Source organism: Enterobacter sp. RHBSTW-00901, from assembly GCF_014103115.1.
GTDB classification, from domain to species: Bacteria; Pseudomonadota; Gammaproteobacteria; order Enterobacterales; family Enterobacteriaceae; genus Enterobacter; species Enterobacter cloacae_P.
In genome coordinates this window covers 778,793-800,284 of sequence record NZ_JABXPB010000001.1, presented here as the reverse complement: position 1 = coordinate 800,284, position 21,492 = coordinate 778,793, and the positions used below count along the sequence as shown (strand labels likewise).

Sequence of the window (21,492 nt, the reverse complement as noted above, 5' to 3'; positions counted from 1 at the left end):
TTTCTGGTATGACTCAATATGGTGCGTTTATTTTACGCTTATGGGAATCTCCATCATTCCCTCCTTATATCAGACGATATTATTAGGCAGGCGCGGGATCTCAACTCCCCGCAAGGCTCCAGCGTACAGAGGTGATACTTTCATTAACGCCAATTTTACTCATAATAAGATCGAACGTTTTTCGCGAATCTGCGCTGCTAATCACTTCGGCATGAATTTCTTTATACCCGGATTCATCCAGCACCGACGAACCGAGTCCCTGCACGCTCAGAGAAAACTCCTTTGCCACATTAAATAAAAGCTGACGTACTGCGCTTTCATTATCATGATTGCAGGTTACTTTCAGGACATAGCGTTTTTCTTCATCTGCAGCGCCTGGATACTGATTAATTCGCTGCGCCGCTTCACGCAGTAAAATATTGGCACACAGAATAATGAGGGTGGCCGCCGCGGCATTCCAGAATTGTCCCAGCCCGCACAGCACGCCGATGGCTGCCGAGCACCAGAGCGTGGCAGCAGTATTGAGGCCGCGCACGTTCATGCCTTCACGCATGATGACGCCAGCGCCAAGAAAGCCAATACCGGAGACTATCTGGGCGGCAATGCGTCCCGGACTGTCCGGCGATGTTGACATTGAGCTAAGAATAAATACCGCAGCGCCGGTGGCGACCAGTGCATTTGTCCGCAGCCCCGCCATACGTTGACGCCATTGTCTTTCGGCACCAATAAGTGCCCCCAGCAGCATGGCTGCCAGTAAATTTGAGATATAAGGGAACATCAGCATATGTTCCTCCATTTATGCTGGAAGAATAAATACGTGCTGTATTCAGCACACGACAAATTGTCACCTTAAACGGTGATTAATGTCGCGCCGATGGCGGAGGGAATAATGAGTTTTTAAACATGAACATGACGATAAACCTCGCGATAAGTCGCGCTTTGTAAATTTATCGGGGATGCAATCGTCAATTAAGAAGGGATTGCTGCCCGCCAGTTCGGCAAGCAGCGGCAGGAATACGTCGCGTTAGCTTGCCTTGCAAATGAAATAAGGGTGACTGTCCAACGTATGACTCCTGTATGAATTTGTCGACATTATAATCAGGCATCAGGTTAAGTAAAGTAAAAAAGGTCAGCCGGAGAGGATTTGTTTAGATTATTCCATCACAGGAGTGCATGGGCAATAATGTGTTTCAGACGAGTCTCCCATGCATAATACAACCAGCGCTGTTGCTTTTTGCTGCCAACGCGCGGCCATACTTCCTCAACTTCACAAATAAGCTGAATCTGGAGATTATCCCGCGGGAGTAGAGGAACCGTCTGGCAGGGAAGCCAGACGGTGATGAGGTTATGATTTGCGCGTGGCCGCTTTCATCGCGCTGACGAACGCGTTCAGTTCAGCCAGCATCTGCTCTGGCTTATCAACGTTCTTCTCGATGATTTTGACGATAGCGGAACCGGAAATCGCCCCGGCCGCTTTTGCCTCTATCGCAGCGGTAACCTGTTCCGGAGAGGAGATCCCGAAGCCCTGCAACGGTGGTGCAGCGTGGTATTCCGCCAGTTTTTCCACCAGATGATGCAGTGGCAGCGCCGCTTTGTTTTCAGCTCCGGTCACGCCTGCACGGGAGAGCAGGTAAGTGTAACCACGTCCGTAAGAGGCAATCTGGCGCAGCAGTTCGTCATCGGCGTTCGGTGGGCAGATGAAAATGGGGGCAACGTTGTGACGCATTGCCGCCTGGCGGAAGGGCGCAGACTCTTCCACCGGCACGTCGGCCACCAGCACGGAGTCGACACCCACTCGCGCGCACTCGGCGTAGAACTCATCAATGCCGCGGTTAAACACCAGGTTAGCGTACATCAGCAGTCCAATCGGAATGGTCGGGTGCTTCTGACGAATTGCTGCCAGCATCTCAAAACACTGGGTTGGGGTAACACCCGCCGCAAATGCGCGCAGGGTGGCGTTCTGAATAGTCGGGCCGTCTGCCAGCGGGTCAGAGAACGGAATACCCAGCTCCAGCGCGTCGGCACCGGCTTCAATCAGGGTGTCGATAATTTTTAGCGATTGCTCCGGGCCTGGGTCGCCGAGGGTAACGAAGGGGACAAACGCGCCTTCCTGGCGAGCCTTCAGTTGTGCAAATGCGTTATCGTAGCGTTCCATCAGATTTCCCCTCGTGCTTTCAGAATATCGTGAACGGTGAAGATGTCTTTGTCACCGCGACCGGAAAGGTTCACCACCAGCAGTTGCTCTTTTTCCGGGTTTTCTTTCATCATTTTCAGCGCGTGCGCCAGGGCATGCGAGGACTCCAGCGCCGGGATGATCCCTTCGTGACGGCACAGCGTTTTAAAGGCTTCCAGTGCTTCATCATCGGTAATGGAGACATAATCCGCGCGGCCAGTGCTGTTCAGGTAAGCGTGCTGAGGCCCAACGGACGGGAAATCCAGACCGGCAGAGATAGAGTAAGACTCTTCAATCTGACCTTCATCGGTCTGCATCATCGGGGATTTCATACCAAAGTAAATTCCCACGCGGCCATGCTTCAGCGGCGCACCGTGTTCACCCGATTCAATCCCGTGACCGGCAGGTTCAACGCCAATCAGACCGACGCTGGTTTCGTCGATAAAATCAGCAAACATGCCGATGGCGTTAGAACCGCCGCCCACGCAGGCGATCACCGCGTCCGGCAGACGGCCTTCTTTTTCGAGGATCTGCGCTTTGGTTTCTTCACCGATCATACGCTGGAACTCACGCACGATAGTCGGGAACGGGTGCGGACCTGCAGCAGTGCCGAGCATATAGTGCGCGGTTTCATAGCTGCCAGACCAGTCGCGCAGCGCTTCGTTACAGGCATCCTTCAGCGTCGCGGAGCCGCTGTGTACCGGGATCACTTCAGCGCCCATCAGACGCATACGGAACACATTCGGAGACTGGCGCTCAACGTCCTTCGCCCCCATGTAGATGCGGCATTTCAGACCGAGCAGGGCGCTGGCGAGTGCAGACGCCACGCCGTGCTGGCCAGCACCGGTTTCAGCGATGATTTCGGTTTTGCCCATCCGTTTCGCGAGCAGCGCCTGGCCCAGCACCTGGTTGGTTTTATGCGCACCGCCGTGCAACAGGTCTTCACGCTTGAGATACAGCGTGGTTTTTGTCCCTTCGGTCAGGTTGCGGCATTTGGTCAGCGCCGTAGGACGGCCCGCGTAGTTTTTCAGCAGGTCGGTAAATTCAGCCTGAAACATCGGGTCTTTCTGCGCACTGACAAACGCTTCTTCCAGCTGGCGCAGCGCAGGCATCAGGATTTGCGGGACGTACATCCCACCGAACTCACCAAAATAAGGGTTTAACAATGTCGTCATTTTTTCTTCCTTAATATGCACGCAGAGTTTTAAATACCGAGGCCAGCTTGCCGGCATCTTTAATTCCCGGTTGGGACTCTACGCCAGAATTGAAATCGAGGCCTGCGCAGCCGGTTTTGGCCGCGTCTACACAGTTATCCGGGCCGAGTCCACCCGCCAGCAGGACATTGTCCAGCACTTCGCCGTTCAGCAGCGACCAGTCAAAACGCTGACCCGTGCCGCCCTGGCCGTTGTCGAGCACGTATTTATCAACATAATTCAGGTTACGGGCTGGCAACGTATCGCCAACGCTTTGTGCTTTCCAGATTTGCACCTGAGGAGCCAGAACGACGCGCAGGGCATCAATATAGGCCTGATCTTCATCACCGTGCAGCTGTACTGCGCTCAGGGATAACGCCTCGGATTTTGCCGCAACGTCCGCAACACTGGCGTTACGGAAGACACCCACATAGCTGAGCGGGGCGGCTGCCATGACCTTACGCGCCTGTTCTTCCGTCACCGCGCGAGGGGACGCTTCAACAAAGATCAGCCCGCCGTAAATTGCTCCCGACTCATACGCGGCCTGGGCATCCTGTTCACGAGTTAACCCGCACACTTTGTTTTCACCCAGTAACACACGGCGTACCGCAGCATTGAGATCGTCGTGGGCCATCATGGCGGAGCCAATCAGAAAACCGTTGGCAAAGTGGCTCAGTTCGCGGACCTGGGTGTAGCTGTTAATGCCGGATTCGCTGATCACCGTGACGCCAGAACCTAAACGAGGAGCCAACTGGCGCGTACGGTTCAGGTCAATCGACAGATCGCGCAGATCGCGGTTGTTAATACCGACGACTTTGGCCTTCAGCGCAAGCGCGCGTTCCAGCTCTTCTTCGTTGCTCACTTCGGTCAGTACACCCATGTTCAGGCTGTGTGCGACGGCGGAAAGCTGGCGATACTGTTCGTCGTCGAGTACCGAAAGCATCAGCAGGCAGGCGTCGGCCTGGTAAAAACGCGCCAGCCAGATCTGGTACGGGTCGATAATAAAGTCTTTGCACAGGATCGGCTGCGGCGCGATACCGCTGACAATAGGCAGAAAATCAAAACTGCCCTGGAAATACTTTTCATCCGTCAGCACGGAGATGGCTGACGCATGATGTTTATAGATACCGGCAATACGCGCCGGGTCGAAATCGTCACGAATAACGCCTTTCGATGGAGAGGCCTTTTTGCACTCAAGAATAAACGCAGTGCGGGCTCCCTGCAGGGCATCATAGAAACGACGGCTACTTGGGACGACGTCATTCTGAAAACTGGCAAGCGGTTGCTGCACTTTGCGGGCTTCCACCCAGATGGCCTTATCGGCAACGATTTTCGCTAAAACGGTCTGCATTCTTTATCCTCTTGCCGCAAGTGCGGTAACGCGATCGTAGGCTGCACCAGAGCGCAGTACGTCCAGAACTTTTTGAGCGTTCGCTTTCAGGTCTTCCTCACCGTGCAACCGCATCAGCATGGCGACGTTGGCGGCAACGGCGGCCTCATGGGCAACCTCTCCCTTACCTTGTAATAAGCGCGTGAGAATGTCACGGTTTTCTTCTGGTGTACCACCGGCCAGCGCCTCCTGATGATACGGTGATAAACCGAAGTCAGATGCCTCAAGCTGGTAGCTCAGGATTTCACCGTTGTTCAGTTCAGCGACCAGTGTTGTCGCATGAAGGGAAACCTCATCCATTCCTCCGCTGTGTACCACCGCGGCACGTTGGTAACCCAGCACGCGAAGCGTTTCTGCAATCGGCAGTACCAGCTCCGGGCTGTAGACGCCAATCAGTGCCAGCGGCGGATGCGCCGGGTTGATCAGCGGCCCCAGCACGTTAAACAGCGTGCGGGTCTTAAGTTGCTGGCGAACCGGCATCGCGTGGCGGAAACCGGTGTGATACTTCGGCGCAAACAGGAAGCAGACGCCCAGGTCATCCAGTGCTTCGCGGGAACGCTCGGCTTTCATGTCCAGGTTGATGCCGAAGGCCGCCAGCAAATCAGACGAGCCGGAACGGCTGGATACGCTACGGTTACCGTGTTTTGCCACTTTCAGGCCACACGCTGCCGCCACGAAGGCGCTGGCAGTAGAGATATTGATGCTGTTGCTGCCGTCACCACCGGTACCGACGATATCCGCAAACTGATAGTCCGGGCGTGGGAACGGGGCGGCATTTTCCAGCAGCGCCGTCGCGGCACCAGCAATTTCTTGCGGGCTTTCACCGCGCACTTTCATGCTCACCAGTGCGGCCGCCAGTTGCTCCGGTTTCAGCTCGCCGCGAACCACGGCGGAGAAGAGCTGGTGGCTTTCCTGTTGGCTCAGGGTCTGTGCCTGATACAGTTTTTCCAGAATCGGCTGCAGGGTGTTGGTTTGTTCCAGTTTCTGCAGCGCCCAGTCCAGCGTTTGTTCCAGCAGACGCGCACCGTTGGAGGTCAGAATAGACTCAGGGTGGAACTGCATACCACAGACGCGATCCGCATCGTGGCGCACAGCCATCACCATCCCTTCAAACGAGGCGTTAATGGTTAAGCCTGCCGGAATGTTGCTACCAACAAGGGAGTGATAGCGCGCCACCGGCAGCGGGTTTGGCAGCCCGGCAAACATCGCCTGGCCGTCATGTTCAATGCTGGATGCTTTACCATGAAGGATTTCGCCCGCCTGACCCACGTAACCGCCATAGGCTTCGACGATCGCCTGGTGCCCCAGACAGATACCGATAATCGGCAGCTTGCCGCGCATCCGGGTCAGCAGCTCGGGCATACAACCGGCTTCACTGGGGGCACCGGGGCCTGGGGAAAGCATCAGCACCGGGTTTTGCATGGTCGCCAGCCGATCAATCAGCGTTTGTGCCGGAACATGGTTACGGTAGATAACGACGTTATGACCATTCGCGCGCAGCTGATCTGCCAGGTTATAGGTAAAAGAGTCGATATTATCGAGCAGCAGAATGTCAGCCATCAGAAAATCTCCTGTGCATGGTGTGCGGTAGCAATGGCGCGCAATACCGCGCGGGCTTTACTGCGCGTTTCGTCAGCTTCAGACTGCGGAACAGAATCAAGAACAATCCCTGCGCCTGCCTGGACGGTGGCAATACCGTCCTCGACATAGGCGGAGCGGATCACGATGCAGGTATCCAGATCACCGTGCGCGGTGAAATAGCCCACGGCACCACCGTAGCTACCGCGACGACGTCCTTCGGCAGCGGCAATCAGCTGCATGGCTCGCACTTTAGGTGCACCGCTCAGGGTGCCCATATTCATGCAGGCGCGATAAGCGTGCAGAACATCGAGGTCGCTACGCAGTTCACCGACCACGCGGGAAACCAGGTGCATCACGAACGAGTAACGGTCAACTTTGGTCAGGTCTGCAACATAACGGCTGCCGGGGGTGCAAATACGGGCCAGATCGTTACGGGCCAGGTCGACCAGCATCAGGTGCTCGGACAGCTCTTTATGGTCGGTACGCATTTCCAGCTCGATACGGCTGTCGAGATCGCGATCCAGTGAACCATCAGCACGACGACCACGCGGGCGCGTCCCGGCAATCGGGTAGATCTCAATCTGGCGGCTGGTGGCGTCATATTTCAGTGAGCTTTCCGGTGATGCGCCAAACAGGGTGAAATCATTGTCCTGCATAAAGAACATGTACGGGCTTGGGTTGCTCTTTTTCAGCACGTCGTAGGCCGCCAGCGGTGACGGGCAGGGCAGCGAGAAACGACGGGACGGCACGACCTGGAAAATTTCCCCGGCACGAATCGCTTTTTGCATCTGACGAACCACGGCACCGTACTGATCGTCGGTCTGGTTGACGTCGCAGGTCATCTGCTCAACGCGCTGTACCGGCAGCGCAGGTGGCGCTTCGGTCATTTGCTGTTGCAGCTGCGCGATGCGGTGCTCAAGGCGTTTTTTCTCTGTCATGGACGGCGTGAACAGGCTGGCCTGGATGCGGGTGTATTTTTTCTGATGGTCGATCACCAGCAAGGTTTCGGCCAGGTAGAAGCAGTAATCCGGGCAGCGGTTGCCTTGTTCTGTTTCCGGTAAATCTTCAAACCCGGCGACCAGGTCGTATGCAAACAACCCACCGAAGAACATGGCTTCACGTTCATTTTCTGGAACCGTCACCAGATTTTGCAGCAGGCGGAAAGCATCGAAAACGGACAGAGAGCAGAGGCGCGCGTCTTCGTCCAGTAGCTGGCTGACCGGCGGGAAATGCAGAACCCGCATTTCCGGATGATGTTCATTTTCGATGCCCGCAGGCAGGACGGCATCCAGCAGCGGCAGCAGCGTTGCACCGTTGTCAGATAACGCTTTAATGGTGACGGTGTCACCTAATGCGGTAATGCGCAGCGCACTGTCGACCAGCAGCAGGCTTTTGAGATCGTCCTTGCTGTCGATATCGGCGGATTCCAGTAACAGGGTGGCCGGACGGGCACCGCAGACCTGATGAAACAACGCGGTTGGGTTGTGGCGATAGGCCGCCTCGCAGGTCAGCAACTCAAGGTCAGGTTTGGCTGTTTGCATTGTGTTGTTCTCATTTATTTTGTTCAAAAAAAAGCCCGCTTGGTAGCGGGCTGGGTATCTGTTTGCATTTCGCAGACGCGTGACACTGCCCGATAATCAGGAAGTGCGCCACCAACCGTGCAGAGTGCAATGTGCTGTCATTTTCAGATACCTTTCTCGTGTGAACTTGCGTACTAGTTAACTAGTTCGATGGCGTATTGTCAACCCTTGATTTCAGAATTTCGCGGCAAATCGTTATCATAGGGTTTTCGGATGTTTTCAACCTGTGATGGGAAGTGCTTTGAGCGATACCACTTACGCCGTAATTTACGATTTACACAGCCACACTCAGGCTTCTGATGGTCTGCTGACGCCTGAAGCGTTAGTCCATCGTGCCGTTGAAATGCGTGTTGGCACGCTGGCGATAACCGATCACGATACGACAGATGCCATTCCGGCGGCGCGCGCTGAGATCGCCCGCAGTGGGTTAGCGCTGAATCTGATCTCCGGTGTCGAAATCTCGACCGTCTGGGAAAACCACGAAATTCATATCGTTGGCCTGAACATCGATATAGAACATCCGGCAATGTGCGCATTTTTGCAAGAACAAAAAACACGTCGTCACCAGCGCGCGGAGATGATTGGCGATCGGCTGGAAAAGGCGCATATTCCGGGCGCGCTGGAGGGTGCGCAAAAACTGGCGAACGGCGGGGCGGTGACGCGTGGTCACTTTGCCCGTTTTCTGGTTGAGGCGGGCAAGGCGACGACGATGGCGGATGTCTTTAAAAAGTATCTGGCACGCGGGAAAACCGGATACGTTCCTCCACAGTGGTGTACAATAAAACAAGCTATTGATGTGATTCATCATTCTGGCGGTAAGGCCGTGCTGGCCCATCCTGGGCGGTATAATCTTTCTGCTAAATGGCTGAAAAGACTGTTGGCACACTTTGCCGAATGCGGCGGTGAGGCGATGGAAGTCGCTCAGTGCCAGCAGGCTCCCAATGAGCGAGCACAGCTCGCGACTTACGCCCGTCAGTATGGTCTGCTTGCGTCGCAGGGGTCTGATTTCCATCAGCCTTGTGCATGGATTGAACTGGGGCGTAAGCTCTGGTTGCCCGCAGGCGTTGAACCGGTCTGGCAGCTCTGGGAACAGCCACAGCAAATTGAAGAGAGGGAAGTATGAGTCAGTTTTTCTATATCCATCCGGATAACCCGCAGCCGCGCTTGATCAATCAGGCCGTGGAGATCGTCCGTAAAGGTGGCGTTATTGTCTACCCGACCGATTCCGGCTACGCGCTGGGCTGTAAAATTGAAGATAAAGGGGCAATGGAGCGTATTTGCCGCATTCGCCAGCTGCCGGACGGACACAACTTTACCCTGATGTGCCGCGACCTTTCCGAACTGTCCACCTATGCTTATGTCGACAACGTGGCGTTCCGACTTATCAAGAACAACACGCCTGGCAACTACACGTTCATCCTGAAAGGGACGAAAGAGGTGCCGCGTCGCCTGTTACAGGAAAAGCGTAAAACTATCGGGATGCGCGTGCCGTCTAACCCGATTGCACAAGCACTACTGGAAACCCTCGGCGAGCCAATGCTTTCTACCTCGTTGATGCTACCCGGCAGTGAATTTACTGAGTCTGATCCGGAAGAGATCAAAGATCGCCTGGAGAAGGTGGTCGAGCTGATTATCCACGGCGGTTATCTCGGCCAGCAGCCAACAACCGTGGTCGACCTGACCGAAGATGCTCCGGAAGTGATTCGTGAAGGCGTGGGCGATGTTAAGCCTTTCTTGTAAAGGTGTAAGCAGATATACTACGCGGCCATCAAAGCAGGGCTGAGCCCTCTTTTGACCTGATTCGACGCCTGTGAAGGCGACACCTGAGGAAGCTCAATGAGCGAGAAGTTACAGAAAGTGCTGGCGCGCGCCGGCCACGGCTCACGTCGTGAAATCGAAGCCATTATTGAAGCAGGTCGCGTGAGTGTGGACGGTAAAATCGCCACGCTGGGTGACCGCGTAGAAATCGTACCGGGGTTGAAGATCCGTATCGACGGTCATCTAATCTCGGTCAAAGAGTCCGCTGAACAGATCTGCCGTGTGCTGGCGTACTACAAGCCGGAAGGCGAGTTGTGTACCCGTAATGACCCGGAAGGTCGTCCGACAGTGTTTGACCGTCTGCCTAAGCTGCGCGGTGCTCGCTGGATTGCCGTCGGTCGTCTTGACGTAAACACCTGCGGTCTGCTGCTGTTTACCACCGATGGTGAACTGGCAAACCGTCTGATGCACCCAAGCCGTGAAGTTGAACGTGAATACGCCGTGCGTGTATTCGGCCAGGTTGATGAAAATAAACTGCGCGACCTGTCGCGTGGCGTTCAGCTGGAAGACGGCCCTGCGGCGTTCAAAACCATCAAATTTACCGGTGGTGAAGGCATTAACCAGTGGTACAACGTGACCCTGACAGAAGGCCGTAATCGCGAGGTTCGTCGTCTGTGGGAAGCGGTTGGCGTGCAGGTTAGCCGCCTGATCCGCGTACGTTATGGCGACATTCTGCTGCCAAAAGGTCTGCCGCGTGGCGGCTATACCGAACTGGACCTCACCCAGACCAACTACCTGCGAGAGCTGGTTGAACTGACGGCGGAAACCACCTCTAAAGTGGCGGTGGAGAAAGATCGTCGTCGAATGAAGGCGAATCAGATCCGTCGTGCGGTGAAACGCCACAGCCAGGTGAGCAGCAATCGCCGTTCTGGCAGCCGTAACAACAACGGTTAAGCATAAAAGCCCGGTTAAGTAACCGGGCTTTTTTTTAGTAATCAATGCCAGCTTGCGCTTTGATTCCTGCATCGAACGCATGTTTAACCGGACGCAATTCGCTGACGGTATCCGCTAACTCCAGAATATCCCGATGACATCCGCGCCCTGTGACGATTACCGTCTGATGCGCAGGACGGTTCTTCAGTGCGTCCAGTACGGCCTCCAGCGGCAGATAGTCATAGGCCACCATATAGGTTATTTCATCCAGCAACACCATGTTAAGTGCGGGGTCGGCCAGCATTCTTTTGGCGTGCTCCCAGACAGCGAGGCAGGCAGCGGTGTCGGTCTCCCGGTTCTGGGTATCCCACGTAAACCCGGTCGCCATCACCTGAAATTCAACGCCATGCGGTTCCAGTAAGTTACGCTCACCGTTGGGCCATTCGCCTTTAATAAACTGGATCACCCCCACTTTTTGTCCGTGCCCGACGGCGCGTGTGGCAGTGCCAAACGCGGCGGTAGTTTTGCCTTTGCCGTTGCCGGTAAAGACGATGATGATCCCACGCTCGTCCTGGGCGGCAGCGACGCGGGCATCGACCTGTTCTTTCAGGCGCTGTTGGCGTTGCTGATGACGTTCTTCACTCATTGCGAAATCCCCGGTTTACGGCCTGGCTGGGCATCAAAGGTCATCCCTGTTTTGCGGCGGCTGTCGTCACCCATCAGCCAGAGATAGAGCGGCATAATATCTGCCGGGGTCTTCAGTTTCTGCGGATCTTCCGTGGGGAAGGCGTTAGCCCGCATCTTCGTTCGTGTTCCACCCGGGTTAATGCAGTTTACGCGCAGATGACGGCTCTGATACTCCTCCGCCAGCACCTGCATCATCCCTTCAGTGGCAAATTTTGAGACAGCATAAGCCCCCCAGTTTGCGCGTCCCTCGCGCCCCACGCTGGAGGAGGTGAAGACCAGTGAGCCGGATTCGGAACGGAGTAATAAAGGAAGCAATGCCTGGGTCAGGAAAAATGTGCCGTTGATGTTGACCTGCATCACCTGCTGCCATATATCAGGATCTTGTTCATCCATTGGGCGTACCTCTCCCAACAGACCGGCGTTGTGCAGCACCCCGTCCAGACGTGGATAGTGTGCGCTGATACGTTGCGCCAGTTCCTGACACGTTGCTGGCGTACAGGTCAGTAAATCGAGCGTGTACCAGCGGGCAGGAATGCCACCTGCAGCGGTAATGTCTTGCGCTACACCTTTTAGTTTTTCTTCGTTACGGCCAATCAGAATGACGCTCGCGCCATACTCAGCGTACGTCAGGGCAGCCTCGCGACCAATACCGTCACTGGCACCAGTGACAAGAATGATCCGGTTCTGCAGCAGATTTTTTTGCGGTTGATAATGCACGGTGACTCCTCTGGCGCACTGAGCGGCGATTGCGCCTTCTTTTATGACTTTTCGGCTTTATGCCCGAATTAGCATGAGAATTCAATCAGTCTACAGGACGCATTACTGTGAAATTAACAATTTGCAAATATTTAAACCAGAATCAGGGGATTCCTGAAGGCGGCTCGCAGAGGTAATGTCACGAGCGAGACGCATGAGCAGGGCTGTTGTACACTGCCGTGAAAGAATCGTGGTTAAATCAAGGTGAAACGCGTGGAATTACTTTCTCAATATGGGCTGTTTTTGGCAAAAATCGTGACGGTGGTTATTGCCATCGCGGCGATCGCCGCTCTGATTGTCAACCTGACACAGCGCAAGCGTCAGCGTGGTGAGTTACGCATTACTCGCCTGAGCGAACAATATAAAGAGATGCAGGAAGATATGTCACTGGCGTTGCTCGACAGCCATCAGCAGAAATTGTGGCATAAGGTGCAGAAGAAAAAGCACAAACAGGAAGCTAAAGTCGCTAAGGCGAAAGCAAAGCTTAACGCCCCGCAGGGCGAGGCAAAACCCCGCGTTTATGTGCTCGACTTTAAAGGCAGTATGGATGCACATGAAGTGTCATCCCTGCGCGAAGAAGTCACGGCCGTGCTTGCCGTGGCCAAACCTCAGGATCAGGTGGTTGTGCGTCTTGAAAGCCCTGGTGGTGTGGTTCACGGCTACGGGCTGGCGGCCTCGCAACTCCAGCGCCTGCGTGAAAAACAGATCCCGCTGACCATTGCGGTGGATAAAGTTGCGGCGAGCGGTGGCTATATGATGGCCTGTGTGGCGGACAAAATTGTGGCGGCACCGTTCTCCATTATTGGCTCCATCGGCGTCGTCGCGCAAATTCCGAACTTCAACCGCTTCCTGAAGAGTAAGGAAATTGACATTGAGCTGCACACGGCGGGTCAGTACAAGCGCACTCTGACGCTGCTGGGTGAAAATACGGAAGAGGGGCGTCAAAAATTCCGCGAAGACCTTAACGAAACACACCATCTCTTTAAAGATTTTGTGCACCAGATGCGTCCGGCGCTCGATATTGAGCAGGTAGCAACGGGTGAACACTGGTACGGCACTCAGGCGCAGGAGAAAGGGCTGGTGGATGAGGTTGGCACCAGTGACGATCTGCTGCTGAACCTGATGGAAGGCCGTGAGCTTATTGGTGTACGCTTTACCCAGCGTAAACGACTGCTTGACCGCTTTACCAATAGCGCGGCAGAGAGCGCGGATCGCCTTCTGTTACGCTGGTTGCAACGCGGACAAAAACCGCTGCTGTAAACAAAAACGCGAGGCATTTGCCTCGCGTTTTGCATTAATCGACCAGGTGATACTTCTCTGAAAGTGTATGTGCCAGGTATTTAAACATGTTAAACACGGCGGTGCTTTTCGGGGTAGGCAAACCCTGTTCATCAAGGAAGTATTCGCCGCTGAAAACCAGCACGCCATTACGTTGTTCCACGCCAGTGGCTTCAATGCCCGCCAGGGTGTCCTCATGGTTGCGAATCAGTTTGTTTGCTTCGATAAGCAGAGAGGCTCGGTCAATCGGTTGGGTCGTATTCTGCATAATCCACTCCTTAAACAGTGACGATAGTCTACGCCGAGGGCGCTTTGGGGGCAAATTTTCCCTGTAATGTGAGGGGGTAAGGAGCAGGGGCCAGGCTGGCAGGATTTGCTTTTGCATGCTAATAAAGTTGCGTAACGAATTTTATCAGGTACAGTGTGCGCTTTCGTCATTCTGGCAACAGAATTGCTTGACATTCGACCGGGAATTCGTCACGAATTATATTTGCTGTAAAAAAATACCCGATAACTCAATCACCTGGGCGTTAATTGTGTGACGTCTGGTAAGACAAAGGGGTTGATATCCCCTGGCACAGCCGCTATATCAATGGCTCGTCGTCAGCGGAAGGGAAATCAACATGCGGCGTATTCCTGGAAGAATTAAATTAGGTAAAGGTGAACATGGGTAAAGCTCTCGTCATCGTTGAGTCCCCGGCAAAAGCCAAAACGATCAATAAGTATCTGGGTAATGACTACGTGGTTAAGTCCAGCGTGGGTCATATCCGCGATTTGCCGACCAGTGGCTCAGCCAGCAAAAAGAGCGCAGACTCTACCTCCACCAAAGGGGCTAAAAAGCCTAAAAAGGATGAACGTAGCGCGCTTGTCAACCGCATGGGTGTAAACCCGTGGCATGACTGGGATGCACAATATGAAGTGCTGCCAGGGAAAGAAAAAGTCGTTAACGAGCTGAAACAGCTTGCTGAAAAAGCAGACCATATCTATCTCGCAACCGACCTTGACCGCGAAGGGGAAGCCATTGCATGGCACCTGCGGGAAGTGATCGGGGGTGACGACAAACGCTACAGCCGCGTAGTGTTTAACGAAATTACGAAGAATGCAATTCGTCAGGCATTTGAGAAGCCAGGTGAACTGAATATTGACCGTGTAAACGCACAGCAGGCACGTCGCTTTATGGACCGTGTTGTGGGTTATATGGTTTCTCCACTGCTGTGGAAAAAGATTGCCCGTGGCTTGTCTGCCGGGCGTGTGCAGTCTGTTGCCGTACGCCTTGTGGTTGAGCGCGAGCGTGAAATTAAAGCATTTGTCCCGGAAGAGTTCTGGGAAGTGGATGCCAATGTCACCACGCCGGGCGGCGATGCTTTACCGCTGCAGGTAAGCCATCAGAACGACAAGCCTTTCCGTCCTGAAAACCGCGACCAGACGATGGCCGCAGTGGCGTTGCTGGAAAAAGCGCGTTATCAGGTACTGGAGCGTGAAGACAAACCGACCAGCAGCAAACCTGGCGCACCGTTTATTACCTCTACGCTGCAACAGGCGGCAAGCACGCGTCTGGGTTATGGCGTGAAGAAAACCATGATGATGGCGCAGCGCTTGTATGAAGCGGGTTACATCACCTATATGCGTACTGACTCCACGAACCTGAGCCAGGACGCGGTCAACATGGTGCGCGGTTATATCAGCGATAATTTCGGTAAGAAATACCTGCCGGAAAACGCAAATCAGTTCGCCAGTAAAGAGAACTCTCAGGAAGCGCACGAAGCGATTCGTCCTTCTGACGTTTCCGTACTGGCTGAATCACTGAAGGATATGGAAGCCGACGCGCAGAAACTGTACCAGCTGATCTGGCGTCAGTTTGTGGCGTGCCAGATGACGCCTGCGCAGTATGACTCCACCACCCTGACCGTTGGCGCGGGGGATTTCCGCCTGAAAGCGCGTGGCCGTATTCTGCGTTTCGACGGCTGGACGAAAGTTATGCCTGCGCTGCGTAAAGGCGACGAAGACAGAACGCTGCCTGCGGTAAACAAAGGTGATGAACTGTCTCTGGTTGACCTGATCCCGGCACAGCACTTCACCAAACCACCTGCGCGCTTCAGCGAAGCATCACTGGTTAAAGAGCTGGAAAAACGCGGTATTGGCCGTCCATCTACCTATGCGTCGATTATTTCGACCATTCAGGATCGTGGTTACGTCCGGGTTGAAAACCGTCGTTTCTATGCTGAAAAAATGGGTGAAATTGTCACCGACCGTCTGGAAGCGAACTTCCGTGAGTTGATGAACTACGATTTCACCGCGCAAATGGAAGACAGCCTCGACCAGGTTGCCAGCCACCAGGCGGAATGGAAAAAGGTACTCGACAGCTTCTTCAGCGACTTTACCAATCAGCTTGATAAAGCTGAGAAAGATCCTGAAGAGGGTGGAATGCTGCCAAACCAGATGGTATTGACCAGCATCGATTGCCCAACCTGTGGCCGTAAGATGGGGATCCGTACCGCAACAACGGGGGTATTCCTGGGCTGCTCCGGCTATGCACTTTCACCGAAAGAGCGTTGCAAAACCACCATTAACCTGGTACCCGAGAACGAAGTTCTTAACGTGTTGGAAGGTGACGATGCGGAAACCAACGCGCTGCGCGCCAAGCGTCGCTGCCAGAAATGTGGCACGGCAATGGACAGCTACCTGATCGATCCAAAACGTAAATTGCACGTATGTGGTAATAACCCGACGTGTGATGGATATGAGATTGAAGAGGGCGAGTTCCGCATTAAAGGCTATGACGGCCCGATTGTTGAGTGCGAGAAGTGTGGTTCCGAAATGCACCTGAAAATGGGGCGGTTCGGTAAATACATGGCGTGTACCAACGACGAGTGTAAGAACACGCGTAAGATCCTGCGTAATGGCGAAGTTGCTCCGCCGAAGGAAGATCCGGTTCCGTTGCCAGAGCTGCCGTGCGAGAAGTCAGACGCGTATTTCGTATTGCGTGATGGCGCTGCCGGGGTCTTCCTCGCCGCTAACACCTTCCCGAAATCGCGTGAAACCCGCGCACCGCTGGTCGAGGAGCTGCATCGCTTCCGCGATCGCCTGCCGGAGAAACTGCGTTATCTGGCCGATGCGCCACAGCAGGATCCTGAAGGTAATAAGACCGTTGTGCGTTTTAGCCGTAAAACGAAGCAGCAGTATGTCGCTGCGGAGAAAGAGGGCAAGGCGACCGGCTGGTCAGCGTTCTTTGTTGACGGTAAATGGGTGGAAGGTAAAAAATAACCTTCACTTACCGTAACTTACCTGTAAAAGGGCCGGACTTCCGGCCCTTTTTTATTACGTTGTTATTATTTTTGGTTCCGTACTATACAGTCAGGCTATAAATGATATAGTGGTTATAGTTAACCCATTTCTTATTATCAAATCGTCTTAAGCGATTGACCGCATGCGCTAAATCGGATGGTCTGGCATGAAACTACAGCAGCTTCGTTATATCGTTGAGGTGGTGAATCACAACCTTAACGTCTCTTCTACCGCCGAGGGGCTTTATACCTCGCAGCCCGGCATCAGCAAGCAGGTTCGCATGCTGGAGGACGAGTTAGGTATTCAGATTTTTGCCCGTAGCGGTAAGCACCTCACGCAGGTGACTCCGGCAGGGCAGGAAATTATTCGGATCGCACGGGAAGTCCTTTCCAAAGTTGATGCGATTAAGTCTGTTGCGGGCGAACATACCTGGCCGGATAAAGGTTCTCTGTATATTGCCACTACCCATACTCAGGCCCGTTATGCGCTACCTGGTGTGATTAAGGGCTTTATTGAGCGTTATCCGCGCGTGTCGTTGCATATGCATCAGGGGTCTCCGACGCAAATCGCAGAAGCTGTTTCAAAGGGCAATGCGGATTTCGCCATCGCGACAGAAGCGCTCCACCTGTATGACGATCTGGTTATGCTGCCGTGCTACCACTGGAACCGTTCTATTGTGGTGACGCCCGATCACCCGCTGGCGGGTAAAGGGGCGGTCACTATTGAAGAGCTGGCGCAATATCCGTTAGTCACCTATACCTTCGGTTTTACCGGACGCTCTGAGCTTGATACGGCATTTAATCGGGCAGGGTTAACGCCGCGTATCGTCTTTACCGCAACGGATGCTGACGTCATTAAGACATATGTGCGGCTTGGGTTGGGCGTGGGCGTTATTGCCAGCATGGCGGTTGATCCTGTCTCTGATCCGGACCTGGTGCGTCTTGATGCGCATGATATTTTCAGCCATAGCACCACCAAGATTGGTTTCCGCCGCAGCACGTTCCTGCGTAGCTATATGTATGATTTTATTCAGCGCTTTGCACCGCATTTAACGCGTGACGTGGTCGATACGGCCGTGGCATTGCGTTCCAATGAAGATATCGAAGAAATGTTTAAAGACATTAAGCTTCCGGCTAAATAATCACTCCCGGTATCTTTCCCCCACGCAAAGATACCGAAATAACTTTTTAATGCTAATCAGAATTATCATCATCTGTAACCCACTGCCATATAATGTCATAACCCATTTTATTTTTAAGGTTATACTGTCGCAAATTTGCGACAAAAGTAGAAAGTAAATTGGGGGTTCGCAAATAATTCTTTTCAATTATTTATTTCTGGTCAAAAGATTGAATATTTCCTCCGATCGGATACGTAAATTCACTGGCTTTTCGGCTAAAGTTTCTTTAGGATTTATCTCAACAGATGATTACTTATACCAATTATTTGGTCTCTAAATGATAAGCGATGTCGATTGTATGAGGTCAGCACCATCTTCAGAAAGTAAAGGGCCGCAAAGGGATCCTGCGCTCAAGCGTAAAGCCTGGCTGGCGACTTTCCTTCTCTCTGCCCTGTTTTGGGTGGTGGTTGCTCTCATGGCCTGGAAATATTGGGGTTGAATATGGCAGTGACTGTACGTGCAGAAACGGTAAAGCAAATGCGTCAGCATCGTGACAATGGTCGCAAAACTCGCAAGACACCTGCGACCACTGTACCCGAGTCCTGGACACTGACGCCGCAGCAGCAAGCCTTTATTGATGTGTTCGCGGAAGACGAGCCCAAAAAACAATAATTTAGTTTATTGCGTAACGATGCAAATAGTTTGAATAATGTCTCTGTGCTTTTGTACTCTTTAATAAATACACATCAGCAATATAGAACTGAGGGCAGACCTCAGAACCTTTAATAAATAAAGTCTGGTGTCCCTGCGATGAATAACATGACAACGCTCAAATACTGGTCGTGGATCGGTGTGTTCTCAGTGTCGATTCTCTTCTGGTGTCAGCTTCTCTGGCTGGCCTTCCACTAAATTGTAAAACCTCGCTACGGCGGGGTTTTTTGTTTTATACCCACTTTGAGCCACTCCAAAATTTGTCCATTTGGGTTGTTATCAAAACGTTACGACATCTTTGTGTTATCTTTAATTACGGCCCTGATGATTGTCAGGGTATCCCTGTAATTATGGAGGAGCTTATGTCGTTAACCCTACGCGAAGCCAGTAAGGACACGTTGCAGGCCGAAAATAAAACCTGGCACTACTATAGCCTGTCGCGGGCAGCCCAAACGCTTGGAGACATTTCGCGTTTACCCAAGTCTTTGAAAGTTCTGCTGGAAAACCTCTTACGCTGGCAGGATGGTGACTCCGTCACCGCCGAGGATATTCACGCTCTGGCAGGGTGGCTAAAGGATGCTCATGCTGACAGAGAAATTGCCTATCGCCCGGCAAGGGTATTGATGCAGGACTTTACCGGTGTTCCTGCCGTTGTTGATTTAGCCGCGATGCGTGAAGCGGTTAAGCGCCTGGGCGGCGATACGGCGAAAGTTAACCCGCTATCCCCCGTTGATCTCGTGATTGACCACTCCGTGACTGTGGATCGCTTTGGCGACGACGATGCTTTTGATGAGAACGTTCGCCTGGAGATGGAACGTAACCACGAGCGCTACGTCTTCCTCAAGTGGGGGCAACAGGCATTCAGCCGTTTCCGCGTTGTTCCACCTGGCACCGGGATTTGTCATCAGGTGAATCTCGAATATCTGGGCAAAGCCGTCTGGAGTGAGCTGCAGGATAAAGAGTGGGTAGCCTATCCTGATACGCTGGTAGGCACTGATTCACATACCACCATGATCAACGGCCTGGGCGTTTTAGGCTGGGGCGTCGGAGGAATTGAGGCCGAAGCGGCGATGCTGGGGCAACCGGTATCGATGCTCATTCCCGATGTGGTGGGCTTTAAGCTCACAGGCAAACTCTCTGAAGGGATCACCGCAACCGATCTGGTGCTGACCGTGACCCAGATGCTGCGCCAGCACGGCGTCGTGGGTAAGTTCGTTGAATTCTATGGCGACGGACTTGATTCGCTCCCGCTGGCGGATCGGGCCACCATCGCGAATATGTCGCCGGAATACGGTGCAACCTGCGGCTTTTTCCCGATTGATGGCGTAACGCTGGAGTACCTGCGCCTGAGTGGCCGCAGTGAAGAACAGGTGGCACTGGTAGAGGCTTACACCAAAGCGCAGGGTATGTGGCGCAATCCTGGCGATGAACCGGTATTCACCAGCACCCTTGAGCTGGACATGGGGACGGTAGAGGCAAGTCTGGCCGGGCCAAAACGTCCGCAGGATCGCGTTGCGTTGAACAATGTGCCGAATGCATTTGCGGCCAGTAACGAACTGGAAGTGAACGCCGCGCAAAAAGACCACCGTCCGGTCGACTATGTCATGAACGGACATCAGTACCAGCTCCCTGAAGGAGCCGTTGTGATTGCGGCCATTACCTCCTGTACCAACACGTCGAACCCCAGCGTACTCATGGCCGCCGGGTTGCTGGCAAAAAAAGCGGTGGAGCTGGGGCTGAAACCACAGCCGTGGGTCAAAGCCTCTCTGGCTCCGGGGTCGAAAGTGGTGTCCGATTACCTGGCGAAGGCCAAACTCACGCCATATCTCGATGAGCTGGGGTTTAACCTGGTCGGGTACGGTTGTACCACTTGCATCGGTAACTCTGGCCCGCTACCAGAACCCATTGAAGCGGCAATTAAGCAAGGTGATCTCACCGTCGGTGCCGTGCTTTCCGGAAACCGAAATTTTGAAGGACGTATCCATCCGCTGGTGAAAACCAACTGGCTGGCGTCGCCACCGCTGGTTGTGGCCTACGCTCTGGCCGGGAACATGAATATCAACCTGGTGACCGATCCGATTGGTCACGACCGCAATAATGACCCCGTCTATCTCAAGGATATCTGGCCGTCTTCCCGGGAGATCGCCCGCGCCGTTGAGCAGGTATCTACCGCGATGTTCCATAAAGAGTACGCAGAGGTGTTTGAAGGTACGCCGGAGTGGAAAGTCATTAACGTGGCCGGTTCTGATACCTACGACTGGCAGGATGATTCAACCTATATCCGCCTGTCGCCGTTCTTTGATGAAATGCGGGCGCAGCCTGAGTCTCTTAAGGATATTCACGGTGCGCGCATTCTGGCGATGTTGGGGGATTCCGTCACCACGGATCATATTTCACCGGCGGGGAGTATCAAAGCCGACAGTCCGGCAGGCCGCTACCTGCAAAGCCATGGCGTGGAACGGCGGGACTTTAACTCCTACGGTTCACGCCGTGGTAACCACGAAGTGATGATGCGCGGGACGTTTGCCAATATCCGTATCCGTAACGAAATGGTACCGGGGGTGGAAGGCGGTATGACGCGTCATTTACCGGGGACGGAGGTCGTTGCGATTTACGATGCTGCAGTCAGGTATCAACAGGAAGGCACGCCGCTGGCCGTCATCGCCGGGAAGGAGTACGGTTCAGGCTCCAGCCGTGACTGGGCTGCGAAAGGACCCCGGTTGTTGGGGGTACGGGTGGTTATTGCTGAATCTTTTGAACGTATTCACCGTTCAAACCTGATCGGGATGGGGATCCTGCCGCTTGAGTTCCCGCAGGGTGTCAGCCGTAAAACACTGGGGCTGACCGGAGAAGAACAGATTGATATTAGCGGTCTGCAGAACCTGCAGCCAGGTAAAACGGTTCCTGTGACGCTCACGCGCGTCGGGGGGAAAACGGAGGTGCTGGAGTGTCGGTGCCGCATCGATACGGCAACAGAGCTGACCTATTACCAGAATGACGGCATTTTACATTATGTGATTCGTAACATGCTGAATTAACGGGATATG

The 21,492-nt window shown here is 53.7% G+C and carries 19 protein-coding genes, 1 pseudogene and 1 other annotated feature; of the genes and pseudogenes, 10 read left to right on the top strand and 10 right to left on the bottom strand.

The genetic code is table 11. The features are described from left to right. Nucleotides 1-100 precede the first annotated feature (100 nt). The 7 genes and pseudogenes from HV318_RS03985 to HV318_RS03955 form a co-directional block, all read right to left on the bottom strand. Nucleotides 101-796, bottom strand: coding sequence for an MgtC family protein (locus tag HV318_RS03985; RefSeq protein ID WP_182271664.1), 696 nt, complete (start codon nucleotides 794-796; stop codon nucleotides 101-103). A gap of 377 nt (nucleotides 797-1,173) precedes the next feature. Further along, nucleotides 1,174-1,320 (bottom strand): annotated as a pseudogene (locus HV318_RS03980) (IS1 family transposase); the annotation flags it as partial. 25 nt (nucleotides 1,321-1,345) lie between these two features. Beyond that, on the bottom strand, nucleotides 1,346-2,155 hold the full coding sequence (gene trpA, locus HV318_RS03975; protein ID WP_182271663.1) for a tryptophan synthase subunit alpha: 810 nt from the start codon (nucleotides 2,153-2,155) through the stop codon (nucleotides 1,346-1,348). After that, on the bottom strand, nucleotides 2,155-3,348 hold the full coding sequence (gene trpB / locus HV318_RS03970) for a tryptophan synthase subunit beta (RefSeq protein WP_182271662.1): 1,194 nt from the start codon (nucleotides 3,346-3,348) through the stop codon (nucleotides 2,155-2,157). Before trpB ends, trpA begins: the two co-directional genes overlap by 1 nt. Nucleotides 3,349-3,358: 10 nt before the next feature. Then, nucleotides 3,359-4,717, bottom strand: a complete 1,359-nt coding sequence (trpCF, locus tag HV318_RS03965) for a bifunctional indole-3-glycerol-phosphate synthase TrpC/phosphoribosylanthranilate isomerase TrpF (protein WP_182271661.1) — start codon at nucleotides 4,715-4,717, stop codon at nucleotides 3,359-3,361. Nucleotides 4,718-4,720: 3 nt separating this feature from the next. Beyond that, nucleotides 4,721-6,316 (bottom strand): bifunctional anthranilate synthase glutamate amidotransferase component TrpG/anthranilate phosphoribosyltransferase TrpD, encoded by a 1,596-nt coding sequence (gene trpD, locus HV318_RS03960; protein ID WP_182271660.1) that lies wholly within the window; start codon nucleotides 6,314-6,316, stop codon nucleotides 4,721-4,723. Continuing rightward, nucleotides 6,316-7,878: an anthranilate synthase component 1 gene (locus HV318_RS03955; protein ID WP_182271659.1), complete on the bottom strand. Its 1,563-nt coding sequence runs from the start codon at nucleotides 7,876-7,878 to the stop codon at nucleotides 6,316-6,318. The genes trpD and HV318_RS03955 overlap by 1 nt, the downstream gene beginning before the upstream one ends. A 25-nt stretch (nucleotides 7,879-7,903) precedes the next feature. Further along, nucleotides 7,904-7,998: a sequence feature (Trp leader region), on the bottom strand. A gap of 160 nt (nucleotides 7,999-8,158) precedes the next feature. Between HV318_RS03955 and rnm the strand changes: the two genes are divergently transcribed. The 3 genes from rnm to rluB all read left to right on the top strand — a co-directional run bounded on the left by rnm (nucleotide 8,159) and on the right by rluB (nucleotide 10,629). Continuing rightward, nucleotides 8,159-9,040, top strand: coding sequence for an RNase RNM (gene rnm / locus HV318_RS03950; protein ID WP_182271658.1), 882 nt, complete (start codon nucleotides 8,159-8,161; stop codon nucleotides 9,038-9,040). Next, nucleotides 9,037-9,657: an L-threonylcarbamoyladenylate synthase gene (locus HV318_RS03945; protein ID WP_003856793.1), complete on the top strand. Its 621-nt coding sequence runs from the start codon at nucleotides 9,037-9,039 to the stop codon at nucleotides 9,655-9,657. Before rnm ends, HV318_RS03945 begins: the two co-directional genes overlap by 4 nt. A 96-nt stretch (nucleotides 9,658-9,753) precedes the next feature. Then, nucleotides 9,754-10,629 carry a 23S rRNA pseudouridine(2605) synthase RluB gene (gene rluB / locus HV318_RS03940; protein ID WP_182271657.1) on the top strand — a complete coding sequence of 292 codons (876 nt, stop codon included), beginning with the start codon at nucleotides 9,754-9,756 and terminating at the stop codon, nucleotides 10,627-10,629. Nucleotides 10,630-10,663: 34 nt separating this feature from the next. Here the strand turns inward: rluB and cobO are convergent, their stop codons facing one another. Next, on the bottom strand, nucleotides 10,664-11,254 hold the full coding sequence (gene cobO / locus HV318_RS03935; protein ID WP_182271656.1) for a cob(I)yrinic acid a,c-diamide adenosyltransferase: 591 nt from the start codon (nucleotides 11,252-11,254) through the stop codon (nucleotides 10,664-10,666). Continuing rightward, the gene (locus tag HV318_RS03930; RefSeq protein WP_182271655.1) at nucleotides 11,251-12,012 is read right to left on the bottom strand and encodes a YciK family oxidoreductase; all 762 of its coding nucleotides are present in this window, start codon (nucleotides 12,010-12,012) and stop codon (nucleotides 11,251-11,253) included. Before HV318_RS03930 ends, cobO begins: the two co-directional genes overlap by 4 nt. 252 nt (nucleotides 12,013-12,264) lie before the next feature. Between HV318_RS03930 and sohB the strand changes: the two genes are divergently transcribed. Then, nucleotides 12,265-13,311 carry a protease SohB gene (gene sohB, locus HV318_RS03925; RefSeq protein WP_182271654.1) on the top strand — a complete coding sequence of 349 codons (1,047 nt, stop codon included), beginning with the start codon at nucleotides 12,265-12,267 and terminating at the stop codon, nucleotides 13,309-13,311. A 34-nt stretch (nucleotides 13,312-13,345) separates the two neighbouring features. Here sohB and HV318_RS03920 read toward each other — a convergent pair whose 3' ends face one another. Then, nucleotides 13,346-13,597, bottom strand: coding sequence for a YciN family protein (locus tag HV318_RS03920; protein WP_014070502.1), 252 nt, complete (start codon nucleotides 13,595-13,597; stop codon nucleotides 13,346-13,348). A 398-nt stretch (nucleotides 13,598-13,995) separates the two neighbouring features. On the opposite strand from HV318_RS03920, the gene topA reads away from it, so the two are divergent. The 6 genes from topA (at nucleotide 13,996) to acnA (ending at nucleotide 21,483) form a co-directional block, all read left to right on the top strand. Continuing rightward, entirely contained in the window at nucleotides 13,996-16,593 is a 2,598-nt protein-coding gene (gene topA / locus HV318_RS03915; protein WP_182271653.1) for a type I DNA topoisomerase, read from the top strand. Nucleotides 16,594-16,780: 187 nt separating this feature from the next. Next, the gene (gene cysB, locus HV318_RS03910) at nucleotides 16,781-17,755 is read left to right on the top strand and encodes an HTH-type transcriptional regulator CysB (RefSeq protein ID WP_014170373.1); all 975 of its coding nucleotides are present in this window, start codon (nucleotides 16,781-16,783) and stop codon (nucleotides 17,753-17,755) included. 316 nt (nucleotides 17,756-18,071) lie between these two features. Then, a complete protein-coding gene (locus tag HV318_RS24475) occupies nucleotides 18,072-18,233 on the top strand; it encodes a YmiA family putative membrane protein (RefSeq protein ID WP_182271652.1) in 162 nt (53 codons plus the stop codon). Between the two features lie 2 nt (nucleotides 18,234-18,235). After that, a complete protein-coding gene (locus HV318_RS03900; RefSeq protein WP_182271651.1) occupies nucleotides 18,236-18,406 on the top strand; it encodes a YciX family protein in 171 nt (56 codons plus the stop codon). A gap of 138 nt (nucleotides 18,407-18,544) precedes the next feature. Further along, the gene (ymiC, locus tag HV318_RS24165) at nucleotides 18,545-18,643 is read left to right on the top strand and encodes a small membrane protein YmiC (RefSeq protein WP_230857801.1); all 99 of its coding nucleotides are present in this window, start codon (nucleotides 18,545-18,547) and stop codon (nucleotides 18,641-18,643) included. A gap of 164 nt (nucleotides 18,644-18,807) precedes the next feature. Then, the gene (acnA, locus tag HV318_RS03895; protein ID WP_182271650.1) at nucleotides 18,808-21,483 is read left to right on the top strand and encodes an aconitate hydratase AcnA; all 2,676 of its coding nucleotides are present in this window, start codon (nucleotides 18,808-18,810) and stop codon (nucleotides 21,481-21,483) included. Nucleotides 21,484-21,492: the final 9 nt, after the last annotated feature.

Coding starts and splice junctions, on each gene's coding strand:
- trpD (WP_182271660.1), bottom strand. CDS start 6,316: ATGGCTGACATTCTGCTGCTCGATAATATCGACTCTTTTACCTATAAC.
- acnA (WP_182271650.1), top strand. CDS start 18,808: ATGTCGTTAACCCTACGCGAAGCCAGTAAGGACACGTTGCAGGCCGAA.
- topA (WP_182271653.1), top strand. CDS start 13,996: ATGGGTAAAGCTCTCGTCATCGTTGAGTCCCCGGCAAAAGCCAAAACG.
- cysB (WP_014170373.1), top strand. CDS start 16,781: ATGAAACTACAGCAGCTTCGTTATATCGTTGAGGTGGTGAATCACAAC.
- ymiC (WP_230857801.1), top strand. CDS start 18,545: ATGAATAACATGACAACGCTCAAATACTGGTCGTGGATCGGTGTGTTC.
- HV318_RS24475 (WP_182271652.1), top strand. CDS start 18,072: ATGATAAGCGATGTCGATTGTATGAGGTCAGCACCATCTTCAGAAAGT.
- HV318_RS03945 (WP_003856793.1), top strand. CDS start 9,037: ATGAGTCAGTTTTTCTATATCCATCCGGATAACCCGCAGCCGCGCTTG.
- trpB (WP_182271662.1), bottom strand. CDS start 3,348: ATGACGACATTGTTAAACCCTTATTTTGGTGAGTTCGGTGGGATGTAC.
- HV318_RS03955 (WP_182271659.1), bottom strand. CDS start 7,878: ATGCAAACAGCCAAACCTGACCTTGAGTTGCTGACCTGCGAGGCGGCC.
- HV318_RS03985 (WP_182271664.1), bottom strand. CDS start 796: ATGGAGGAACATATGCTGATGTTCCCTTATATCTCAAATTTACTGGCA.
- trpA (WP_182271663.1), bottom strand. CDS start 2,155: ATGGAACGCTACGATAACGCATTTGCACAACTGAAGGCTCGCCAGGAA.
- HV318_RS03900 (WP_182271651.1), top strand. CDS start 18,236: ATGGCAGTGACTGTACGTGCAGAAACGGTAAAGCAAATGCGTCAGCAT.
- HV318_RS03920 (WP_014070502.1), bottom strand. CDS start 13,597: ATGCAGAATACGACCCAACCGATTGACCGAGCCTCTCTGCTTATCGAA.
- trpCF (WP_182271661.1), bottom strand. CDS start 4,717: ATGCAGACCGTTTTAGCGAAAATCGTTGCCGATAAGGCCATCTGGGTG.
- rluB (WP_182271657.1), top strand. CDS start 9,754: ATGAGCGAGAAGTTACAGAAAGTGCTGGCGCGCGCCGGCCACGGCTCA.
- cobO (WP_182271656.1), bottom strand. CDS start 11,254: ATGAGTGAAGAACGTCATCAGCAACGCCAACAGCGCCTGAAAGAACAG.